This window comes from Streptomyces sp. NPDC046909 (genome assembly GCF_040644695.1).
GTDB lineage: Bacteria > Actinomycetota > Actinomycetes > Streptomycetales > Streptomycetaceae > Streptomyces.
In genome coordinates this window covers 418,458-433,397 of sequence record NZ_JBEYXC010000004.1, presented here as the reverse complement: position 1 = coordinate 433,397, position 14,940 = coordinate 418,458, and the positions used below count along the sequence as shown (strand labels likewise).

15 protein-coding genes and 1 pseudogene are annotated in these 14,940 nt (G+C 71.0%); 10 read left to right on the top strand and 6 right to left on the bottom strand.

Annotated elements, in window-relative coordinates:
* Nucleotides 1-206 precede the first annotated feature (206 nt).
* The gene (locus ABZ928_RS14985) at nucleotides 207-1,880 is read right to left on the bottom strand and encodes a subtype B tannase (RefSeq protein ID WP_361518272.1); all 1,674 of its coding nucleotides are present in this window, start codon (nucleotides 1,878-1,880) and stop codon (nucleotides 207-209) included.
* 265 nt (nucleotides 1,881-2,145) lie between these two features.
* On the opposite strand from ABZ928_RS14985, the gene ABZ928_RS14980 reads away from it, so the two are divergent.
* The 4 genes and pseudogenes from ABZ928_RS14980 to ABZ928_RS14965 form a co-directional block, all read left to right on the top strand.
* Nucleotides 2,146-2,595 carry a DoxX family protein gene (locus ABZ928_RS14980; RefSeq protein ID WP_361518270.1) on the top strand — a complete coding sequence of 150 codons (450 nt, stop codon included), beginning with the start codon at nucleotides 2,146-2,148 and terminating at the stop codon, nucleotides 2,593-2,595.
* A gap of 61 nt (nucleotides 2,596-2,656) precedes the next feature.
* Complete coding sequence (locus ABZ928_RS14975) at nucleotides 2,657-3,061, top strand: Zn-ribbon domain-containing OB-fold protein (RefSeq protein WP_361518268.1); 405 nt, start codon at nucleotides 2,657-2,659, stop codon at nucleotides 3,059-3,061.
* A 77-nt stretch (nucleotides 3,062-3,138) separates the two neighbouring features.
* Nucleotides 3,139-3,741: a GNAT family N-acetyltransferase gene (locus ABZ928_RS14970; RefSeq protein ID WP_361518267.1), complete on the top strand. Its 603-nt coding sequence runs from the start codon at nucleotides 3,139-3,141 to the stop codon at nucleotides 3,739-3,741.
* Between the two features lie 20 nt (nucleotides 3,742-3,761).
* A pseudogene (locus ABZ928_RS14965) lies at nucleotides 3,762-3,941 on the top strand (GNAT family N-acetyltransferase); the annotation flags it as partial.
* 58 nt (nucleotides 3,942-3,999) lie between these two features.
* On the opposite strand, the gene ABZ928_RS14960 reads toward ABZ928_RS14965, so the two are convergent.
* The gene (locus ABZ928_RS14960; RefSeq protein WP_361518265.1) at nucleotides 4,000-4,665 is read right to left on the bottom strand and encodes a pyridoxal 5'-phosphate synthase; all 666 of its coding nucleotides are present in this window, start codon (nucleotides 4,663-4,665) and stop codon (nucleotides 4,000-4,002) included.
* Between the two features lie 47 nt (nucleotides 4,666-4,712).
* Nucleotides 4,713-5,141, bottom strand: coding sequence for a pyridoxamine 5'-phosphate oxidase family protein (locus tag ABZ928_RS14955; protein ID WP_361518263.1), 429 nt, complete (start codon nucleotides 5,139-5,141; stop codon nucleotides 4,713-4,715).
* 151 nt (nucleotides 5,142-5,292) lie between these two features.
* On the opposite strand from ABZ928_RS14955, the gene ABZ928_RS14950 reads away from it, so the two are divergent.
* Nucleotides 5,293-6,660, top strand: a complete 1,368-nt coding sequence (locus tag ABZ928_RS14950; RefSeq protein ID WP_361518261.1) for a hypothetical protein — start codon at nucleotides 5,293-5,295, stop codon at nucleotides 6,658-6,660.
* Nucleotides 6,661-6,665: 5 nt separating this feature from the next.
* Here the strand turns inward: ABZ928_RS14950 and ABZ928_RS14945 are convergent, their stop codons facing one another.
* Nucleotides 6,666-7,823, bottom strand: a complete 1,158-nt coding sequence (locus ABZ928_RS14945; RefSeq protein WP_361518259.1) for an acetyl-CoA acetyltransferase — start codon at nucleotides 7,821-7,823, stop codon at nucleotides 6,666-6,668.
* An 83-nt stretch (nucleotides 7,824-7,906) separates the two neighbouring features.
* Between ABZ928_RS14945 and ABZ928_RS14940 the strand changes: the two genes are divergently transcribed.
* Both ABZ928_RS14940 and ABZ928_RS14935 read left to right on the top strand, forming a co-directional pair.
* A complete protein-coding gene (locus ABZ928_RS14940; protein WP_361518257.1) occupies nucleotides 7,907-9,091 on the top strand; it encodes an acyl-CoA dehydrogenase family protein in 1,185 nt (394 codons plus the stop codon).
* Nucleotides 9,088-9,573 carry a nitroreductase/quinone reductase family protein gene (locus ABZ928_RS14935; protein ID WP_361518255.1) on the top strand — a complete coding sequence of 162 codons (486 nt, stop codon included), beginning with the start codon at nucleotides 9,088-9,090 and terminating at the stop codon, nucleotides 9,571-9,573. The genes ABZ928_RS14940 and ABZ928_RS14935 overlap by 4 nt, the downstream gene beginning before the upstream one ends.
* On the opposite strand, the gene ABZ928_RS14930 is transcribed toward ABZ928_RS14935, so the two are convergent.
* Nucleotides 9,568-10,179, bottom strand: a complete 612-nt coding sequence (locus tag ABZ928_RS14930) for a LysE family translocator (RefSeq protein WP_361518254.1) — start codon at nucleotides 10,177-10,179, stop codon at nucleotides 9,568-9,570. The two genes, ABZ928_RS14935 and ABZ928_RS14930, sit on opposite strands and share 6 nt — an antisense overlap.
* 82 nt (nucleotides 10,180-10,261) lie before the next feature.
* Here ABZ928_RS14930 and ABZ928_RS14925 point away from each other — a divergent pair, with 82 nt between their 5' ends.
* The gene (locus ABZ928_RS14925) at nucleotides 10,262-10,714 is read left to right on the top strand and encodes an Lrp/AsnC family transcriptional regulator (protein WP_361518252.1); all 453 of its coding nucleotides are present in this window, start codon (nucleotides 10,262-10,264) and stop codon (nucleotides 10,712-10,714) included.
* Nucleotides 10,715-10,798: 84 nt separating this feature from the next.
* Here ABZ928_RS14925 and ABZ928_RS14920 read toward each other — a convergent pair whose 3' ends face one another.
* Nucleotides 10,799-11,434 carry a TetR family transcriptional regulator gene (locus tag ABZ928_RS14920; protein WP_361518926.1) on the bottom strand — a complete coding sequence of 212 codons (636 nt, stop codon included), beginning with the start codon at nucleotides 11,432-11,434 and terminating at the stop codon, nucleotides 10,799-10,801.
* Between the two features lie 133 nt (nucleotides 11,435-11,567).
* Here ABZ928_RS14920 and ABZ928_RS14915 point away from each other — a divergent pair, with 133 nt between their 5' ends.
* On the top strand, nucleotides 11,568-12,338 hold the full coding sequence (locus ABZ928_RS14915; protein WP_361518250.1) for a VOC family protein: 771 nt from the start codon (nucleotides 11,568-11,570) through the stop codon (nucleotides 12,336-12,338).
* Nucleotides 12,339-12,507: 169 nt separating this feature from the next.
* Nucleotides 12,508-14,856, top strand: a complete 2,349-nt coding sequence (locus tag ABZ928_RS14910; protein ID WP_361518248.1) for a serine/threonine-protein kinase — start codon at nucleotides 12,508-12,510, stop codon at nucleotides 14,854-14,856.
* Nucleotides 14,857-14,940: the final 84 nt, after the last annotated feature.

The window sequence follows — 14,940 nt, the reverse complement described above, 5'->3', positions numbered from 1 at the left end:
TGATCACGCCTGTAGGAGGAGTGGGTGGGGCTCGTGGCGTACGTCACGTGGTTGTGCTGGAGGAGTGTGGAAAGACCACGGCGCCGAGCCCGCATACGCGGAGGGGCTCGGCGCCGTGGGTGCGGTGGCCTGGTTCTTATGACGGGAAACCGGCACCGCGTTCTGGGGGCGGGCGTGGCCCGCGGGGGCGGGGGCTGCTTCCGGAGCTACTTCTTCTTGGGGCCCTTGTAGCCCGTCACCTTCGCGATCCAGGTGATGAAGTCGCCCGGGTCGGTGTTCGCGCCGTGGCCCTGGTCCCAGTAGTAGAGGTGGTTGACCTCGTCGCCCAGGGCGTTCGCGGCGGCGGCGAGGTTGGCGGAGACGACGTGCGAGGTGTCGGTGTCGTTGGTGCCGAGGCGGATCCACCAGTGCTTGGAGCGGCCGGGGTTCTTCCGCTCCAGGTGGTACATCGGGTTCATCAGGTTCAGCTTCTCGGGGATGTCGCTCGCGACCCGCTTGGAGCTGAGGCCCGTGGAGTCGTTCTTCGCGCCGTACGCCGTGAAGTGGCGGGACTCGGTGGTGCCCGCGCCGAACAGGTTGTTCTCGCCGGCCGACAGGTCGAAGGCGTCGAAGGCGGGGGCGTCCTTCTTGCGGGCGCCGACGTGGGTGAGGAAGTCGGCCCAGGTGAAGGTCGCCTTGCCGCCGGACCAGGTGATGAAGGTGTTCTTCGCCAGATACGTCTCGCGGTCGCTGTCCGAGAGGGCGGCGAGGTAGGTGGTCGCCGAGGGCTCCATGTACTGCTTGAGGAGGTACTCGTCGTAGTTGCGGGCGGTGAGGGTGCCGTAGCGGCCCAGGCCCTTCAGCTTCAGGGACGCCTGGTACTCGGCGAACTGGGACCGGAGGTCCTTGGAGACGGTCTGGTCGACCTGCTTGCCGGTGCTGAGGTCGTTGGTGCCCCAGTTCCACTCGTAGGCGCCGTCGGCGTGCTCCAGATCGGTGATCGGGCACCAGGCGCCGGTCGCGAAGATCGCGTCGGAGGCGTCGGCGGCGCCGAGCTCCTTGAGGTACTTGTCGTAGAGCTTGCTGTCGCCGGAGGCGCCGAGCAGCGAGGACAGGGCGCCGCCCGCGCTGGTGCCGGCGGAGACGATCCGGTCGACGTTGCCGGGGATGCGGCCCTTGTTCGACTTGATGTACCGCACGGCCGCCTTGAGGTCGACGATCGCGGCGGGGGCGGTGCCGTAGTACTCGCCGGAGGAGTTCTTCAGCGTACGGCCGCGGGCGCCGGGCTCGATGACGACGTACCCGGCGGCGAGGGCGAGGAGCTGGTTGCTGGAGGTGGCGCCGCCGGTGGCGTTGGTGTTCGCGTTCGCGTTCGGGGCGGCGGAAGAGGACGCGGAGGAGGAAGCGGTGGAGGAGGAGGCTGCGGAAGCCGCGCCGCTGGGGGCCTCACCGGTGGGGGCCGCGCCGGTGGGGGCGCCGCCGCCCATCGCCGAGCCGCCGCCACCGACCTCCGTGGCGTCCGCCACGGAGGCGGGCATGTAGCCGCCGACGGAGTTGGCGAGGAGGATCGGCGCGTTCGTCGGGTCCACCGTCTTGCCGTCGATCTCGACCGGGGCGCTCACGATCAGTGACTGGTAGGTCGCGTCCACGGGCTTGGCGACGTAGGTGATCGCCTTCCAGAAGTGGTAGGTCACCGAGTGCTCGGTGCCCTCCGTGTCGGTGATCGTCTTCGTCAGCTTCGTGTAGGCGTCCTTGTCGAAGACAAGGGTGTCGGAGGAGGACGAGTCGCCGCTCGTGCTCTCGGCCTGGGCGTTCAGGGCGATGCCGCCGATCGCCGCGACTCCGGCGGTCGCGCCGATGCCCAGTACGACGCTCCTGCGCTTGACTGCCCTGTGCTTCACGGTGGTGCCTCTCGCTCGCTCGATCCCCGAGATCGCTGTGGATCAGGATCACGCCTGCGGATCGCTGTCGACTCTCCTTGCGTCTGCGAACGTATGCGAGTGCCGACAAGATTGCCAACAATCTGCTCGGATTCATTGTGGGCGCACAGGTTCAAGGTCGCCACACAGGTTTCCCGTATGTGGAGCACGCGGGTGCGTGGAATACGCGGGTGCGTGGAATACGTGGGCTTCCCCGCGAGGCTTTATCTGACGTACCGTCAGATCCATGGACTCCATCTGGCTCACCGGGGCGGAATGGCTGGCCGTGCTGCGGATCGGACTCGGGCTGTGGTGGCTGGAGAGCTGGCGGCACAAGGACAAGAAGAGCTGGTTCGAGCGGGGCACGGGCATCGCGTGGGCGGCGGACGTCGCCGCCAAACACCGCTGGAACGCGGTCCGTTCGGGGTTCGAGGTGGTCGTCGCGCCTCGGCCGCGCGTGATGGCGTACGTGGTGGTGTACGCGGAACTGGCGGTCGGGCTGGGGTTGGTGGCCGGGCTCCTGACGCCGATCGCCCTGGTCGGCGGGCTGCTCCTGAACGTCCTCTACTTCACGCTCATGATCCACGACTGGGCCGAGCAGGGGCAGAACTCGATGATGGCGCTGATATCGGTGGTTGCGCTGTTCGGGGTGTCTTGGCAGAGCTGGTCTGTGGATGCGGGGGTGGGGTGGTTCTGATGGGTGGGGCGGGGCGTGACGCTGGGATGGTTCTGATGGGCGTGGCGTTGGGGTGGCTGTAATGGGCGGGGCGGCGGAGGTCCGTTTTGACGTGCCCGAGCCGGATGCCTTCACGCGCGCGTACTGGGACGCGGCGGCGGAGGGACGGCTGCTGATCCGGCAGTGCCACGCCTGCGGACGCGCCCACCACTACCCCCGCGAGTTCTGCCCGCACTGCTGGAGCGAGGACGTGACCTGGGAGCCGGCGAGCGGCCGGGCCGAGCTCTACACGTGGTCCGTCGTGCACCGCAACGACCTGCCGCCCTTCGGAGCGCGCACGCCGTATGTCGCCGCCGTCGTCCAACTCGCCGAGGGGCCGCGGATGATGACGGAGATCGTGGAGGCGGGGGCGGACTCGCTGCGGGCGGGGATGGGCCTGGAGGTCGTTTTCAGGCAGGGGATCCCGGTGTTCCGGCCGCGGGAATGACATGTTCTGGCCGAGAGGATGACATGTTCGCGCGGAGGGGGATGATCGGCGGCACCTCTTCCGTATTCAATGGCCCGATGGCCCCTACACGCGAACGGTCCCCCAGCCACCCCGCTCCCGAACTGCTCGGGCACGGACTGCGGCTGTGCCGCTGGGACCCGGACTCCGACGCCGACGCCGAGGTCTGGCTGCGCGCCCGCTCCGACCCCGAGTTCCGGCGCTGGAACACCCCCCTGAAGCCGGTCACCGACCTGGAGGGCTCCCGCGCCTCGCTGCGCGCGGTCGCGGAGCGCATGGCGGACGGCGACAGCGCGTCGTTCCGCGTCACGGACGCGGGCAGCGGTACGACGCTGGGGCACATCGGCGTCAACGCGATCGACCACGTCATGCGCGTCGCCCGCGTCGGCTACTGGGTCCTCCCCGAGGCCCGCGGCCACCGCGTCGCCACCCGCGCCCTCACCCTCGTCGCCCGCTGGTCCTTCACCGACCTGCGCCTCCACCGCCTCGAACTGGGCCACGCCCTCGGCCACCACGCCTCCTGCCGGATAGCCGAGCGCTGCGGGTTCCGCCCCGAGGGGACCCTGCGCGGCGCGATGTTCGAGGCGGGGCGGCAGGACGCGTTCCGGGACGTGCATCTGCATGCCCGGCTGGCGACGGATCCGGAGGGGGTGGGGCGGTGACCAAAGTGGTTCGGGGGGAGATGAAGTGGTCCGTGAGTGAGACGAAGGGGTCTGTGAGCGAGGCGAAGTGGTCCGTGACCGAGGATCTCGACGCGTTCCTCGCCACTGCCGGAACCTTCCTGCACTCCCGGCCGGTGCTGCACACCGTCCCGCTGACGGTCACCGAGAGGCTGCGCGTACGGGGGGCGAAGGCGTACGGCGGGCACTCCGCTCGGGCCGAGGTCGAGGCCGAGGTCGAGGCCGAAGTGCCCGGACGGGTCACGGCCACAGGAGGCTTCGGGTCCAGCCGGACCCCGTCCGGCCGTACACCAGCCGTACGTGGCGCCGCTGGGCGTCGCCCTGGAAGAACTCCACCTCGTCGGGGGCCAGGTGGTAGAGGGTCCAGGTCGGGACCGGGGCGTCCGGGGTGTGCTGGGCCTGTGCCCAGGCCGCCTCGGATGCTTCGCGCAACTCCTCCACGGAGCCCAGGACTTGGCTCTGGCGGCCGGTGAGGGCGGCGGCCAGGGCGCCGGTCGAGCGGGCGTGCAGGTCGGACTGGCTCTCGGCGGAGGGGGCCGCGGTGATCGGGCCGCGCAGCCTCACCTGGCGGCCCAGGACCGGCCAGTAGAAGCCGAGGGCGGCGTACGGGCGGGCGGTGAGGTGGTGGCCCTTGCGGCTGGTGCTGTGGGTGGCGAAGGACCAGCCGGCGGCGTCGGCGCCGTGCAGCATCACCGTGCGTACGTCGGGGCGGCCGTCCGCGTCCGACGTGGCGAGGGACATGGTGTGCGGTTCGGGCTGGCCCGCCGCCACCGCCTCCGCGAACCACTCCGTGAAGAGGGGGAGGGGCGTGGTGGGGGTGGTGGCCGGGTCGAAGGGGGGCAGGGTGGTGGACTCCGGGGCCCATACCCGCAGTGACCTCAGCAGTGAGTGAAGATCCGTTCCCATGCCCCGATTGTCGCCCCCCGTCGCCCGGCGCCCGTTGCTCGCCCTGCCTACAGCGAGCCGATGGCCGACGACACCCAGCGCTCCGGGCGGAGGTGGATGATCACTGACTCGCCGTGGTTCTTCCAGGCGTAGTCGACATAGCCGTCCACCTTGTCGGCGGGGAGGTAGCGCGCGGAGATCTCGCGGAGGAGGTCGATGGTGGCGGGCCTCGTGTCGATGACCGGCCCCTCGACGGACACGTACTTCAGCGTCGGTTCGACCGTGTCCACGAGGAGGGAGAAGCGGCCCGCCGCCTCGATCAGGCGCTGCTTGCGCGAACCGAGACCGGTGAGGATCCAGATGTCGCCGCCGGGCTCGTACTGGTACCAGATCGGCACGGAGAGCGGGGCGCGGCCCTCCCCGCCGTCCACCGACAGTGCCGCGACATGGGGTTCGGCCAGGAACTGTTCGCGCTCCCACCGGCTCAGGGCGGTCATACGGATCCCTTCGGTGTCGGATTGCAACGGTGTCGGATTGCAACGGCTGCGGTTGCGGTTGCGGTTGCGGTTGTGGTTACGGTTGCGGTCCGTGGTCTGGTATCGCACAACGCCGGGTGACTGGTCCGGTGTTCCCGTACGGTCGGCGGTTGTGACCATCGAAGGCCCCTGCCACTCGCACCGTCCCGCGCCGAGGCGCTCGATCGCCGCCGCCACCACCGTTCTCCTCCTCGCGGCCGTTCTCAGTGCGTGCGGCGGTGTCGGGGGCGGGGAGAAGGAGCCGTTCATCTCCGCGCCCGAGGTCTTCTATCTCCGGCCCCAGGGTGACAAGGCCGGCGTCCGGGACAAGATGCCCTACGCGCTCCGGGCCGAGGACGGGGGCGGGGCCGGTGCCCGGATGCTTACCGCCGATGTGCCGAAGGGGGCGGAGGGCACGGTCGTGATCCGCAAGTACGGGGGGTGCGAAGGCAGTTCCGTGCATGTGACTTGTCGGGTCGACGGGGACTACAGCAACTGGGCCGACTCGCCCCGCGCCAAGGTCGTCGCCGCCGAGGGGGCTGAGGTGGGGGACTCCGCCGTCGTCACGTACACCTACACGACGAAGGACGGGGAGAAGCTCACCGCCAGGACCCGGTTCGTCGTCGGGGAGCCGGTGGTGGAGGCTGCGGCGCCCGAGTATGTGAAGGGCGGGCCGCGTCCCGGTGCCCAACTCGCCGACTCCGTCGTCGTGCGGAACAGCGGCGAGGTACCCGTGAAGGGACTGGCGGTGCAACTCGGCTCGGGCACGGCCGAGTTCGCGGAGAAGTACTCCAACTGCCGGTATCCGGAACCGCAGAAGGGGCATGTCGCCCTCTGCGAGTTTCCGAAGGTGACCATCGCGCCCGGGGAGACCGTCGCCCTCCGGCCCGCCGTGCGGCTGCGTACCGGGGAGTCGGACATGTATGTCTCCTACGGCAAGGACGTCTGGGCGATGGACATGGGGCCCGGGCATTACAAGACCGAGCTGAAGGGCGGCGACTACGGGGACGGCCCGGAGCTCAAGGTCTCCAGAACCACGCCCGCCAAGGGCGCCTACGTCGGGGGTGGCGGCAGTACGTACGTCGTGCTCGACTCGTACGCCGACTACGAGGTCTCCGACATCACCCTCACCGGCGAGCCCGGCGACCGGCGCACCTTCGAGATCGAGGTCCGCAACAACGGCCCCGCCGACGCCGGCGCCGCCGCCGAGGTGGTGTTCAGTCCGCCGTTCGGGGCGACCGTGGTCAAGCAGCCCATGGAGGAGTACGACGACGGCGTCTACCGGGAGTACTGCGAGAGCAACGGCTACGCCTACACCTGTGCCGTCGGTGATCTGGATCCCGGTGAGACCCGTTCCTTCGAGTTCACCATGGCCCTCGGTGAACCGGGCGAGGGGACCCTGTCCCTTGAGGACACGGCCCCGGCCGGTGCCTGGGACGTCGGGCGCCGGGACCCGGACGCGGCCAATGACGAGGCTGTCGTGCGGGTGGTCGGGGACTGAGCGGGCTACTCCCTGCCCAGCACCACCGTCCCCGACGAGCAGAACCAGCCCCCCGTCCCGGAGGCCACCGCCAGTTCCGGCAACTCGCCGTCGGGGCGTCGTACTTGTCTCGCGCCTGCCTCTCCGCGCAGTTGGCGTACTGCCTCCACCAGGAGGAACAGGCCCCGCATTCCTGGGTGTTGGGCGGACAGGCCGCCTCCGTCCGTGTTCACCGGGAGCGCGCGGGACTGTATGAATGCTCCGCCCTCGCCCTTCTTGCAGAAGCCGAGGTCTTCCAGAGTCACCAGGGTCATGTAGGTGAACGCGTCGTAGATTTCGGCCAGTTCGATGTCCGAGGCCCTGACTCCCGCCCTCTCGAAGGCCAGTCGGCCGCTCACCGCCGCCGGGGAGACCGTGAAGTCCGGCCACTCCGACATCGTCGCGTGGGAGACGTGCTCGCCGGTGCCCAGGATGCGGATGGGGGTGGTGCGGCAGTCCTGTACGTACTCCTCCGCCGCCAGGAGGACCGCCGCGCCGCCGTCCGAGCGGATGCAGCAGTGGAGTTTGGTGAACGGGTCCGCGATCATCGGGCCGGACAGGACGTCGTCCACGGTGATCGGGGTCCTGAACATCGCCTCCGGGTTCAGTGCCGCGTTCGCCCTCGCCTGGACCGCCACCTCCGCCAACTGCTCGATCGTGGTGCCGTGTTCGATCATGTGGCGGCGGGCGGCCATCGCGTACTTGGCGATCAGCGTGTGGCCGTACGGGACCTCGAACTGCAAGGGACCCCGGGCACCGAAGGACAGGTTGCCCGTGCGCCGGCCCGCCTTGATGTCCGCCCTGGCCGTCGAGCCGTACACCAGCAGTACGGCGTTGGCGTGGCCCGCCGCTATCGCGTCCGCCGCGTGGGCGGCCATGACCTCCCAGGTCGAGCCGCCCACGGAGGTGGAGTCGACCCAGGTCGGGCGCAGGCCCAGGTACTCCGCGACCTCCACCGGGGCCAGTACGCCCGTACCGGCCGACGCGAAGCCGTCCACCACCGATCTGTCGAGGCCCGCGTCCGCCAGGGCGCGGCGGGCGGCCTGGGCGTGCAGGGTGTACGGCGTCGCCTCGTCCACCCGGCCGCAGTCGGAGAGGGCGACGCCGACCACGGCGACTTTCCTGTTGCGGGATCCGGCCGTCATGAATGGTCTCTCCCTCTGTCTGTGCATCTCGGGCCGCCGCTCCTAATATGACGGACCGTCAGATCCGGAGGGAAGGGGTCGCCATGGACGCCGGCTTCACCGCCGAGCAGGACGAGATCCGCCGCACCCTGCGCGAGCTGCTGCGGAAGCGGTGCGGGGCGGAGGAGGTGCGGGTCGCCGTCGACCGGGAGGACGGGTACGACGCCGGGCTGTGGGCGGCCCTCGCCGAGCGGCTCGGGCTGCCCGGGCTCGCCCTTCCCGAGGCGTACGGCGGTGTGGGGTGCTCCGTCACCGAACTCGCCCTCGCGGGGGAGGAGACGGGCAGGGCCCTGGCGCCCTCGCCCCTTCTCGCGACCGGCGTGTTCGCCGCCCCGCTGATCGAGGGCCTCGGCAGCGATTCCCAGCGGCGCGAGTTGCTCCCGCGTATCGCCGACGGCTCCCTCACCGCCGCCCTCGCCGCCCCCGCCGCCGGGCTCGGGCTCGTCGGGGACAACGGCGGTGACTGGGCGGGAGGCGGTAGAGCGGGGGGTGTGCAGGCGGCGCGTGGTGACGGGGGGCGCTGGCGGTTGTACGGGGAGATCGAGCACGTTCTCGACGGGCACTCCGCCGGGATGCTGCTCGTCGCCGCCCACACCGGTGGCTTCGCCCGCTCCCGCACCCTTCTCTTCCTCGTCCCCGGGGGCGCCGACGGGCTCGTCCGCGTACGGCAGACCGCCCTCGACGCCACCCGCCCGCTCGCCCGGATCCAACTGCGGGACGTGGGCGCCGAGTTGCTGGGCGAGGAGGGCGGTGATGTGCTCGGCGGGCTCGCCCGGGTCGGGGACTGCGGTGCGGTCTTCCTCGCCTGCGAGGCCGTCGGGGCCGCCGACCGGGTGCTGGAGCGGACCGTCGAGTATGTGAAGCAGCGGGAGCAGTTCGGGCGGGCGATCGGGTCGTTCCAGGCGGTCAAGCACCGGCTGGCCGATGTGTATGTGCGGGTGCAGGCGGCGCGTTCCGCTGCCTACTACGCCGCCTGGGGTGCGGCCAACGGGGAGCGGGTCGGTGGGCTCGCCCTCGCCCAGGGGCTGGAGGCGCTGCGCTGCGCCGCCGGTGAGGCGATCCAGCTGCACGGCGGGATCGGGTTCACCTGGGAGCACGACGTCCAGCTCTACTTCAAGCGAGCCGCCGGTGACGAGCTGCTGTTCGGGCCGGTGCACCGGCTCCGGGCGCACGCGGCCGACGCGGCGCGGCTCTTCACCCGGCAGGAACAGCAGGAGGTGACGGTGTGATCGGCGAACGGGCGGTACAGCGGATCTCGTCCACGCGCGGGTTCGCCAAGGTGGCCCCGCATGTCATCCCCGCGCTCGACCGGGCCGTACACCGGCTGACACGCGGCAAGGTCATCCTCAGCGCCCAGATGCTCCCCGGCGTCATCCTCACCTCCACCGGGGCGAAGAGCGGCCTTACCCGGCGTACGCCGCTCGCCTGTATGCCCGAGGACGACGGGCGGACCTGGATCCTCATCGGCTCCAACTTCGGGCGCGACGGACACCCCGCCTGGACCGCCAACCTCATGGCCCGTCCGGACGCCGAGATCAGCTGGAAGGGCGCCGACATCGCCGTACGGGCGCAGTTGCTGACCGGAGAGGAGCGGGCCGCCGTATGGAAGCGGGCGCTCGCGTTCTGGCCGCCGTACGCGACGTACCAGGCGCGGATCGAGCGGGAGATCCGGCTCTTCCGGCTGGTGCGACGGGAACGACGGGAGTCATAGCGTGTGCTGGGCGAGCAGCAGTGCGCCTATGCCCAGCATCGCCGCCCCCGAGGTGCGGGTCACCGCGCGGGCGGCGCGGGGGCGGGCGGACAGGAGGCGGTGGGAGAGGGCGCCGACGGTGAGGTAGACGGCGGTGCAGCCGGCCATGTGGAGGAGGGCGAGCACGGCCGTCTGGGCCGCCACCGGCGGGTGGTCGCCCTCCGTGATCAGGAACTGCGGGAGTACGGAGAGGTAGAGCAGCAGCGCCTTGGGGTTGAGGCCGCTGATCGCCGCGCCGCGCAGGAACAGGCCGCCGCGATCAGCGGCCTCGGTGTCCGCCTCCGGGGTCGCGGGGCTGCGCAGGACGTTCCAGCCCAGCCACACCAGGTACGCGGCTCCCGCCACCGTCAGTCCGGTGAGGAGCCCCGGCGAGCTCGCGACCAGGACCGCGAGGCCCGCGACCGCCAGCGCGGTGTGCAGTGCGTACCCCGCCATCAGGCCCGCCACCGCCCGCGTCACCGACTGGCCGCGCACGCCGGCGGCGATCACATACGCCCAGTCGGCGCCCGGTACGCAGATCAGCAGCAGGTCGACGGCGAGGAAGGAGAGCAGCAGTCCGATGTCCATGCTGGGGACATTAGGCGGGAATGGCCCGAAAGTGTTCCTGAAGTTTGCCCATGATCGCGTCTTCTGGGGGAAGATCTGCCCCATGGACGACGTGGACCGGAAGATTCTTGCCGAGCTCCAGCAGGACGGGCGGCTGACCGTGACCGAGCTGGCGGCGCGGGTGCGGCTCAGCGTCTCGCCGTGCCATCGGCGGCTCAGGGAGCTGGAGCGGGCGGGCGCGATCAGCGGGTATCGCGCGGTGGTGGAGCCCTCGGCCGTCGGGCTGAACTTCGAGGCGCTGGTCTTCGTCACCATGCGGCAGGAGGACCGGGACACCGTCGCCGGGTTCGAGCGGGCGCTCACCGAGGTGGAGGGCGTGCAGGAGGCGCAGCGGCTGTTCGGGGAGCCGGACTATCTGCTGCGGGTGGTGGCCGCCGATCTCGCCGCCTATCAACGGCTGTACGACGAGCGGCTGGCGACGCTGCCGGGAGTGCAGCGGCTGACCTCGACGCTGGTGATGAAGCACGTCGTGAAGGACCGCCCGCTGCCGGCGTAGCGCGGCGGGCGGTGGCTCACCCGAGTGAACCACCGCCCGCCAGACAGGACTTGGTGCCTGAAAGAACCCCTGAAAGGGCTGCTGCTACTTGGTCGGCTTCTTGCCGGTCACGCCCAGGTGGACCAACAGCGCCAGGTTCGGCTTGAGTTCGGCCTGCTTGACGCCCCAGGTCTGGAAGCCCTTCTGGTGCGAGGCGACCGCCGCGAGCATCGCGACCAGTGAACCGGCGACCGCCGCCGGGTTGACGTCCTTGTCGACCTTGCCCTTGGACTGCAACTCGGCCACCGAATCGGCCAGGGAGTTGTTCACGGAGTTCAGGATCTTCATACGGATCTTGTAGAACCGTTTGTCGCCCTCGGCGGCACCGAGGTCGACGACCCTGAGGATCGCGTCGTTCTTGCGCCAGAACTCAAGGAAGCCGTCCACGAGTTCCTGGGCGGTCGTCCAGCCGGCCTTGCCGACCCATGACCGGCCCTCCAGAAGCGCGGTCAACTGCCCGCCCTCCGTGGCCATTTGCTCGGCGATCTCCAGGACGGCACCCTCGACGTCCGGGAAGTACTGGTAGAAGGTCGCGGGTGAAGTACCCGCTTTCCGGGCGACATCGATGACTTTGACGTCCCGGTAAGGGGAGGAGCTGAGCATCTCGCTGAGGCAGTCGAGCAGCTTCTGCCGGGTCGCCTGCCCACGCCGGCCGGCCACGCGGCCGTCGACGGTACGCACTTGTCCTGTCATGCCGTCAGCTTACCGAGGGGTGATCGGAGCGCGATTCGGCCGACTGCAAATGGGGTGCACGGGCTTCCTGTGGCTGGTGCGCTGGTCTGCGCGCTGCGTGAGTCGCCGTTAGTTTGGCGGTATGGCCGAAAACAGGGCATCCGCAGACGGATCGGCACACGGATCGTCATACGGCGAGGGCGTCCCCTGCTGGGTGGACGCGCAGCTTCCCGACGTCGAGGCGGGCAAGCGGTTCTACGGGGAGCTCTTCGGGTGGAGCTTCGAGGAGCAGCGGTACGGCGGTGCCGTATGGGCCCTCCACGAGGGGAAGCCGGTCGCCGCGCTCGCGCACAAGACGGACGGGCGGATGCCCACCGTGTGGACGGTGTACTTCGCGACCCCCGACATCGAGGGGCTCGCGGACCGGATCTGGGCGGCCGGCGGACAGGTCGTCACCGCGCCCATGCCGGTCGGCGACCTGGGCACCTCCGCGCTGGTCACCGACCCGGACGGGGCCGTCTTCGGGCTGTGGGAGCCGGACACCCACACCGGTTTCGGCGTACGGCACGAGCCGGGCACCTTCGTCTGGGCCGAGCTGTACGCCCGGGACACCGAGGCCGCCAACACCTTCTACGGCGGGCTCTTCCACGACGCCCTGTTCGGACCGGACGCGCAGCCCGATTTCGGCCGGGCCCCCGTCTCCGACGTCTTTCCGGCCGAGATGCCGCCCCACTTCCTCGTGCACTTCGCGGTCGAGGACTGCGATGCCGTCCTCGGGGCCGTGAACCGGCTCGGCGGACGCGTCCAGGCGCCACCCTTCGAGACGTCGTACGGGAAAGTGGCGGTCGTCACCGACAATCAAGGGGCGTCGTTCGCGCTCCTTGAGCGCGCCGCCGGGGAGTCCGACCGCTGAAACGCTGCGTTTTGGCATAGGACATCCCGATTTGAACCCGGGTTCGCAACCTGCGCCTCGGCCAGGAAGAATCGGGGTGCGTGCCGCCATGGCGGTGCGGTGGTGAGACGCTGCACGGGGTCGCGTGCATAAGGGTGTGACGCGGCCCGTACGGGGAGGTGGCAGGCAAGTGGTGGATCAGCTGACACAGCACGATCCGCGGCGGATCGGGCCGTTCGAGGTGCTGGGACGGCTGGGCGCCGGCGGCATGGGGCTGGTCTATCTCGCGCGCTCGGCGTCCGGCCGGCGCGTGGCGATCAAGACGGTCCGTACGGAACTCGCCGAGGACCAGCTGTTCCGCGTCCGCTTCTCGCGGGAGGTGGAGGCGGCCCGCGCGGTCTCCGGCTTCTACACGGCGGCCGTCGTCGACGCCGACGCCCGCGCCGCCGTGCCCTGGCTGGCCACCGCGTACGTCCCCGCGCCCTCCCTCGAAGAGATAGTGAACGAGTGCGGGCCCCTCCCGGCCCAGGCCGTGCGCTGGCTCGCGGCGGGCGTCGCCGAGGCCCTCCAGTCCATCCACGGCGCCGGCCTTGTCCACCGCGACCTCAAGCCCTCCAACGTCCTCGTGGTCGAGGACGGCCCCCGGGTGATCGACTTCGGTATCGCCTCCGGCGTATCGAACACCCGTCTGACGATGACGAACGTCGCCGTCGGCACCCCCGCCTACATGTCCCCCGAGCAGGCCAAGGACTCGCGCTCCGTCACCGGCGCCAGCGACGTCTTCTCGCTCGGCTCCATGCTGGTCTTCGCCGCCACCGGACACCCGCCCTTCCACGGCGCCAACCCGGTCGAGACGGTCTTCATGCTGCTCCGCGAGGGCCCGGACCTCGAAGGCCTCCCGGACGAGCTGCGCCCCCTCATCGAGTCCTGTATGCAGATGGAGGCCACCGGCCGCCCCAACCCCGCCGACCTCCAGGCCCAGCTCGCACCCCACCTCTTCGGCTCCGGCTCCGACGACAGCGGTACGGCGTCGGCGTGGCTGCCCGAGCGCGCGGTCAGCCTGATCGAGGGCCGCCGCAACGGACGCCCCGCGGTCAAGCCCGGCCAGGCCGGCCGCAGCGGAGGCGGCCGGGGCCCCTCGGTTCCGCCCCCGCCCGCCCACGACCCCGTCGTCCCCGCACCCGTGCCCGTCGGCGCCCCCGACACCGGCCCGGTACGCCTCGCGGGCGCCCAGGTGCCCATCGGACCCGGACCGCGCGTCGCCGACGCCCGCGCCGCCGCCGTGAAGGCGCCGCCGCCCGAGGCGGGCCTGGTCGCCAGCTGGTCCAAGCCGCGCCCCGGAGTCAACGGCACGGACGGTGCCGTAGGCCCCGCCGTACCCGCCCCGCCGCCCCTCCAGGAACCGGCCGGCGGCTGGCGGCCATGGCGTTTCCGCATGTCGAACGACGTATGGGGCACCCCGTCCGTCGCCGACGACCTCGTCTACGTCACCTCCTTCGAGGTGCACGCCCTCGACGTGGCCACCGGCCGCCGCCGCTTCAAGACCCGGGACGTCGCCTGGTCGATGGCGGTCGCGGACGGCCGTATCCACGCCTCCGACGGCCCCACCCTGTTCGCCCTGGAGGCCCGCGAGGGCGCCGACCTGTGGCGGTTCCAGACCGACGCCTGGGTCTACTCCCTCAAGGCCGACCGCGGCACCGTCGTCACGGGCAGCCGCGGCGGCGGCGTCCAGGGCTGGGAGGCCTCGAACGGTCAGAAGCTCTGGGAGCTCACCGGCGCCCAGACCGACTTCGAGTCCCCGGAGGCGGGCCCGGCCCTCCACGAGGGCACGGTCTACGTCTGGCAGGACGCCCGCCTGCGCGCCCTGGACGCCCGCACGGGCGACGAGCGCTGGTCGTACCCCATCGGCGACGCCGCCTCCTGCGGCGGAGTACCGGTACGGGTCACCCAGGCCCCCGACGGCTACGCGTACGTCGCGGCGGGTACGCGCGTACTGGCCCTGGACGTCGCGACGGGCCACGTGAAATGGCACTTCGAGGCCCCAGCGGTGTTCTTGTGCCCCCCGACCTTCGTACCGGGCCCGGCGGTGACCGGCGGCGGCGTGTACCTGGCCGACTACCTCGGCACGGTCTACGCCCTCGACGCCGCCGACGGCCGCGACCGCTGGCGCATCGCCACCGAGGCACGGTCCTCGATCGAACCGGTGCTGGTGGTGGCCGGCCATGTGCACGTGGGCAGCGGCAAGGGGCTCTACACCCTGGACGCGGTCACGGGCACGCCGAAGTGGCGCTTCCAGGCGGGCGGCGACATCGTGGGCGCGCCCGCGGTGGCGGAGGGCCGCATCCACTTCGGCTCCACCGACCATCTCCTCTACACCCTGAAGGCCGACGACGGCCGACTGCGCTGGAAGCTCGCCACGGGCGGCGAGATCACCGGCGCCCCGGTGGTGAAGGACGGCGTGGTGTACGCGTGCAGCAAGGACCGCTGTGTGTACGCGCTGGACGCGGAGAAGGGCACGGGGACGGCGAGGACCGCGTAGGCCTGCTCGACGGTGGCCGGGACGGCCGTCGTACCGGCGCTCGGAAGGGGGTCCGGACGGCGGCCGTCGATGCGGAGAGCGGGG

Bases quoted from the DNA above. Each gene is read 5' to 3' on its own strand.
- ABZ928_RS14915 (WP_361518250.1), top strand. From the start codon at position 11,568: ATGGCCGAAAACAGGGCATCCGCAGACGGATCGGCACACGGATCGTCA.
- ABZ928_RS14980 (WP_361518270.1), top strand. From the start codon at position 2,146: ATGGACTCCATCTGGCTCACCGGGGCGGAATGGCTGGCCGTGCTGCGG.
- ABZ928_RS14970 (WP_361518267.1), top strand. From the start codon at position 3,139: ATGGCCCCTACACGCGAACGGTCCCCCAGCCACCCCGCTCCCGAACTG.
- ABZ928_RS14940 (WP_361518257.1), top strand. From the start codon at position 7,907: ATGGACGCCGGCTTCACCGCCGAGCAGGACGAGATCCGCCGCACCCTG.
- ABZ928_RS14930 (WP_361518254.1), bottom strand. From the start codon at position 10,179: ATGGACATCGGACTGCTGCTCTCCTTCCTCGCCGTCGACCTGCTGCTG.
- ABZ928_RS14945 (WP_361518259.1), bottom strand. From the start codon at position 7,823: ATGACGGCCGGATCCCGCAACAGGAAAGTCGCCGTGGTCGGCGTCGCC.
- ABZ928_RS14955 (WP_361518263.1), bottom strand. From the start codon at position 5,141: ATGACCGCCCTGAGCCGGTGGGAGCGCGAACAGTTCCTGGCCGAACCC.
- ABZ928_RS14975 (WP_361518268.1), top strand. From the start codon at position 2,657: ATGGGCGGGGCGGCGGAGGTCCGTTTTGACGTGCCCGAGCCGGATGCC.
- ABZ928_RS14925 (WP_361518252.1), top strand. From the start codon at position 10,262: ATGGACGACGTGGACCGGAAGATTCTTGCCGAGCTCCAGCAGGACGGG.
- ABZ928_RS14960 (WP_361518265.1), bottom strand. From the start codon at position 4,665: ATGGGAACGGATCTTCACTCACTGCTGAGGTCACTGCGGGTATGGGCC.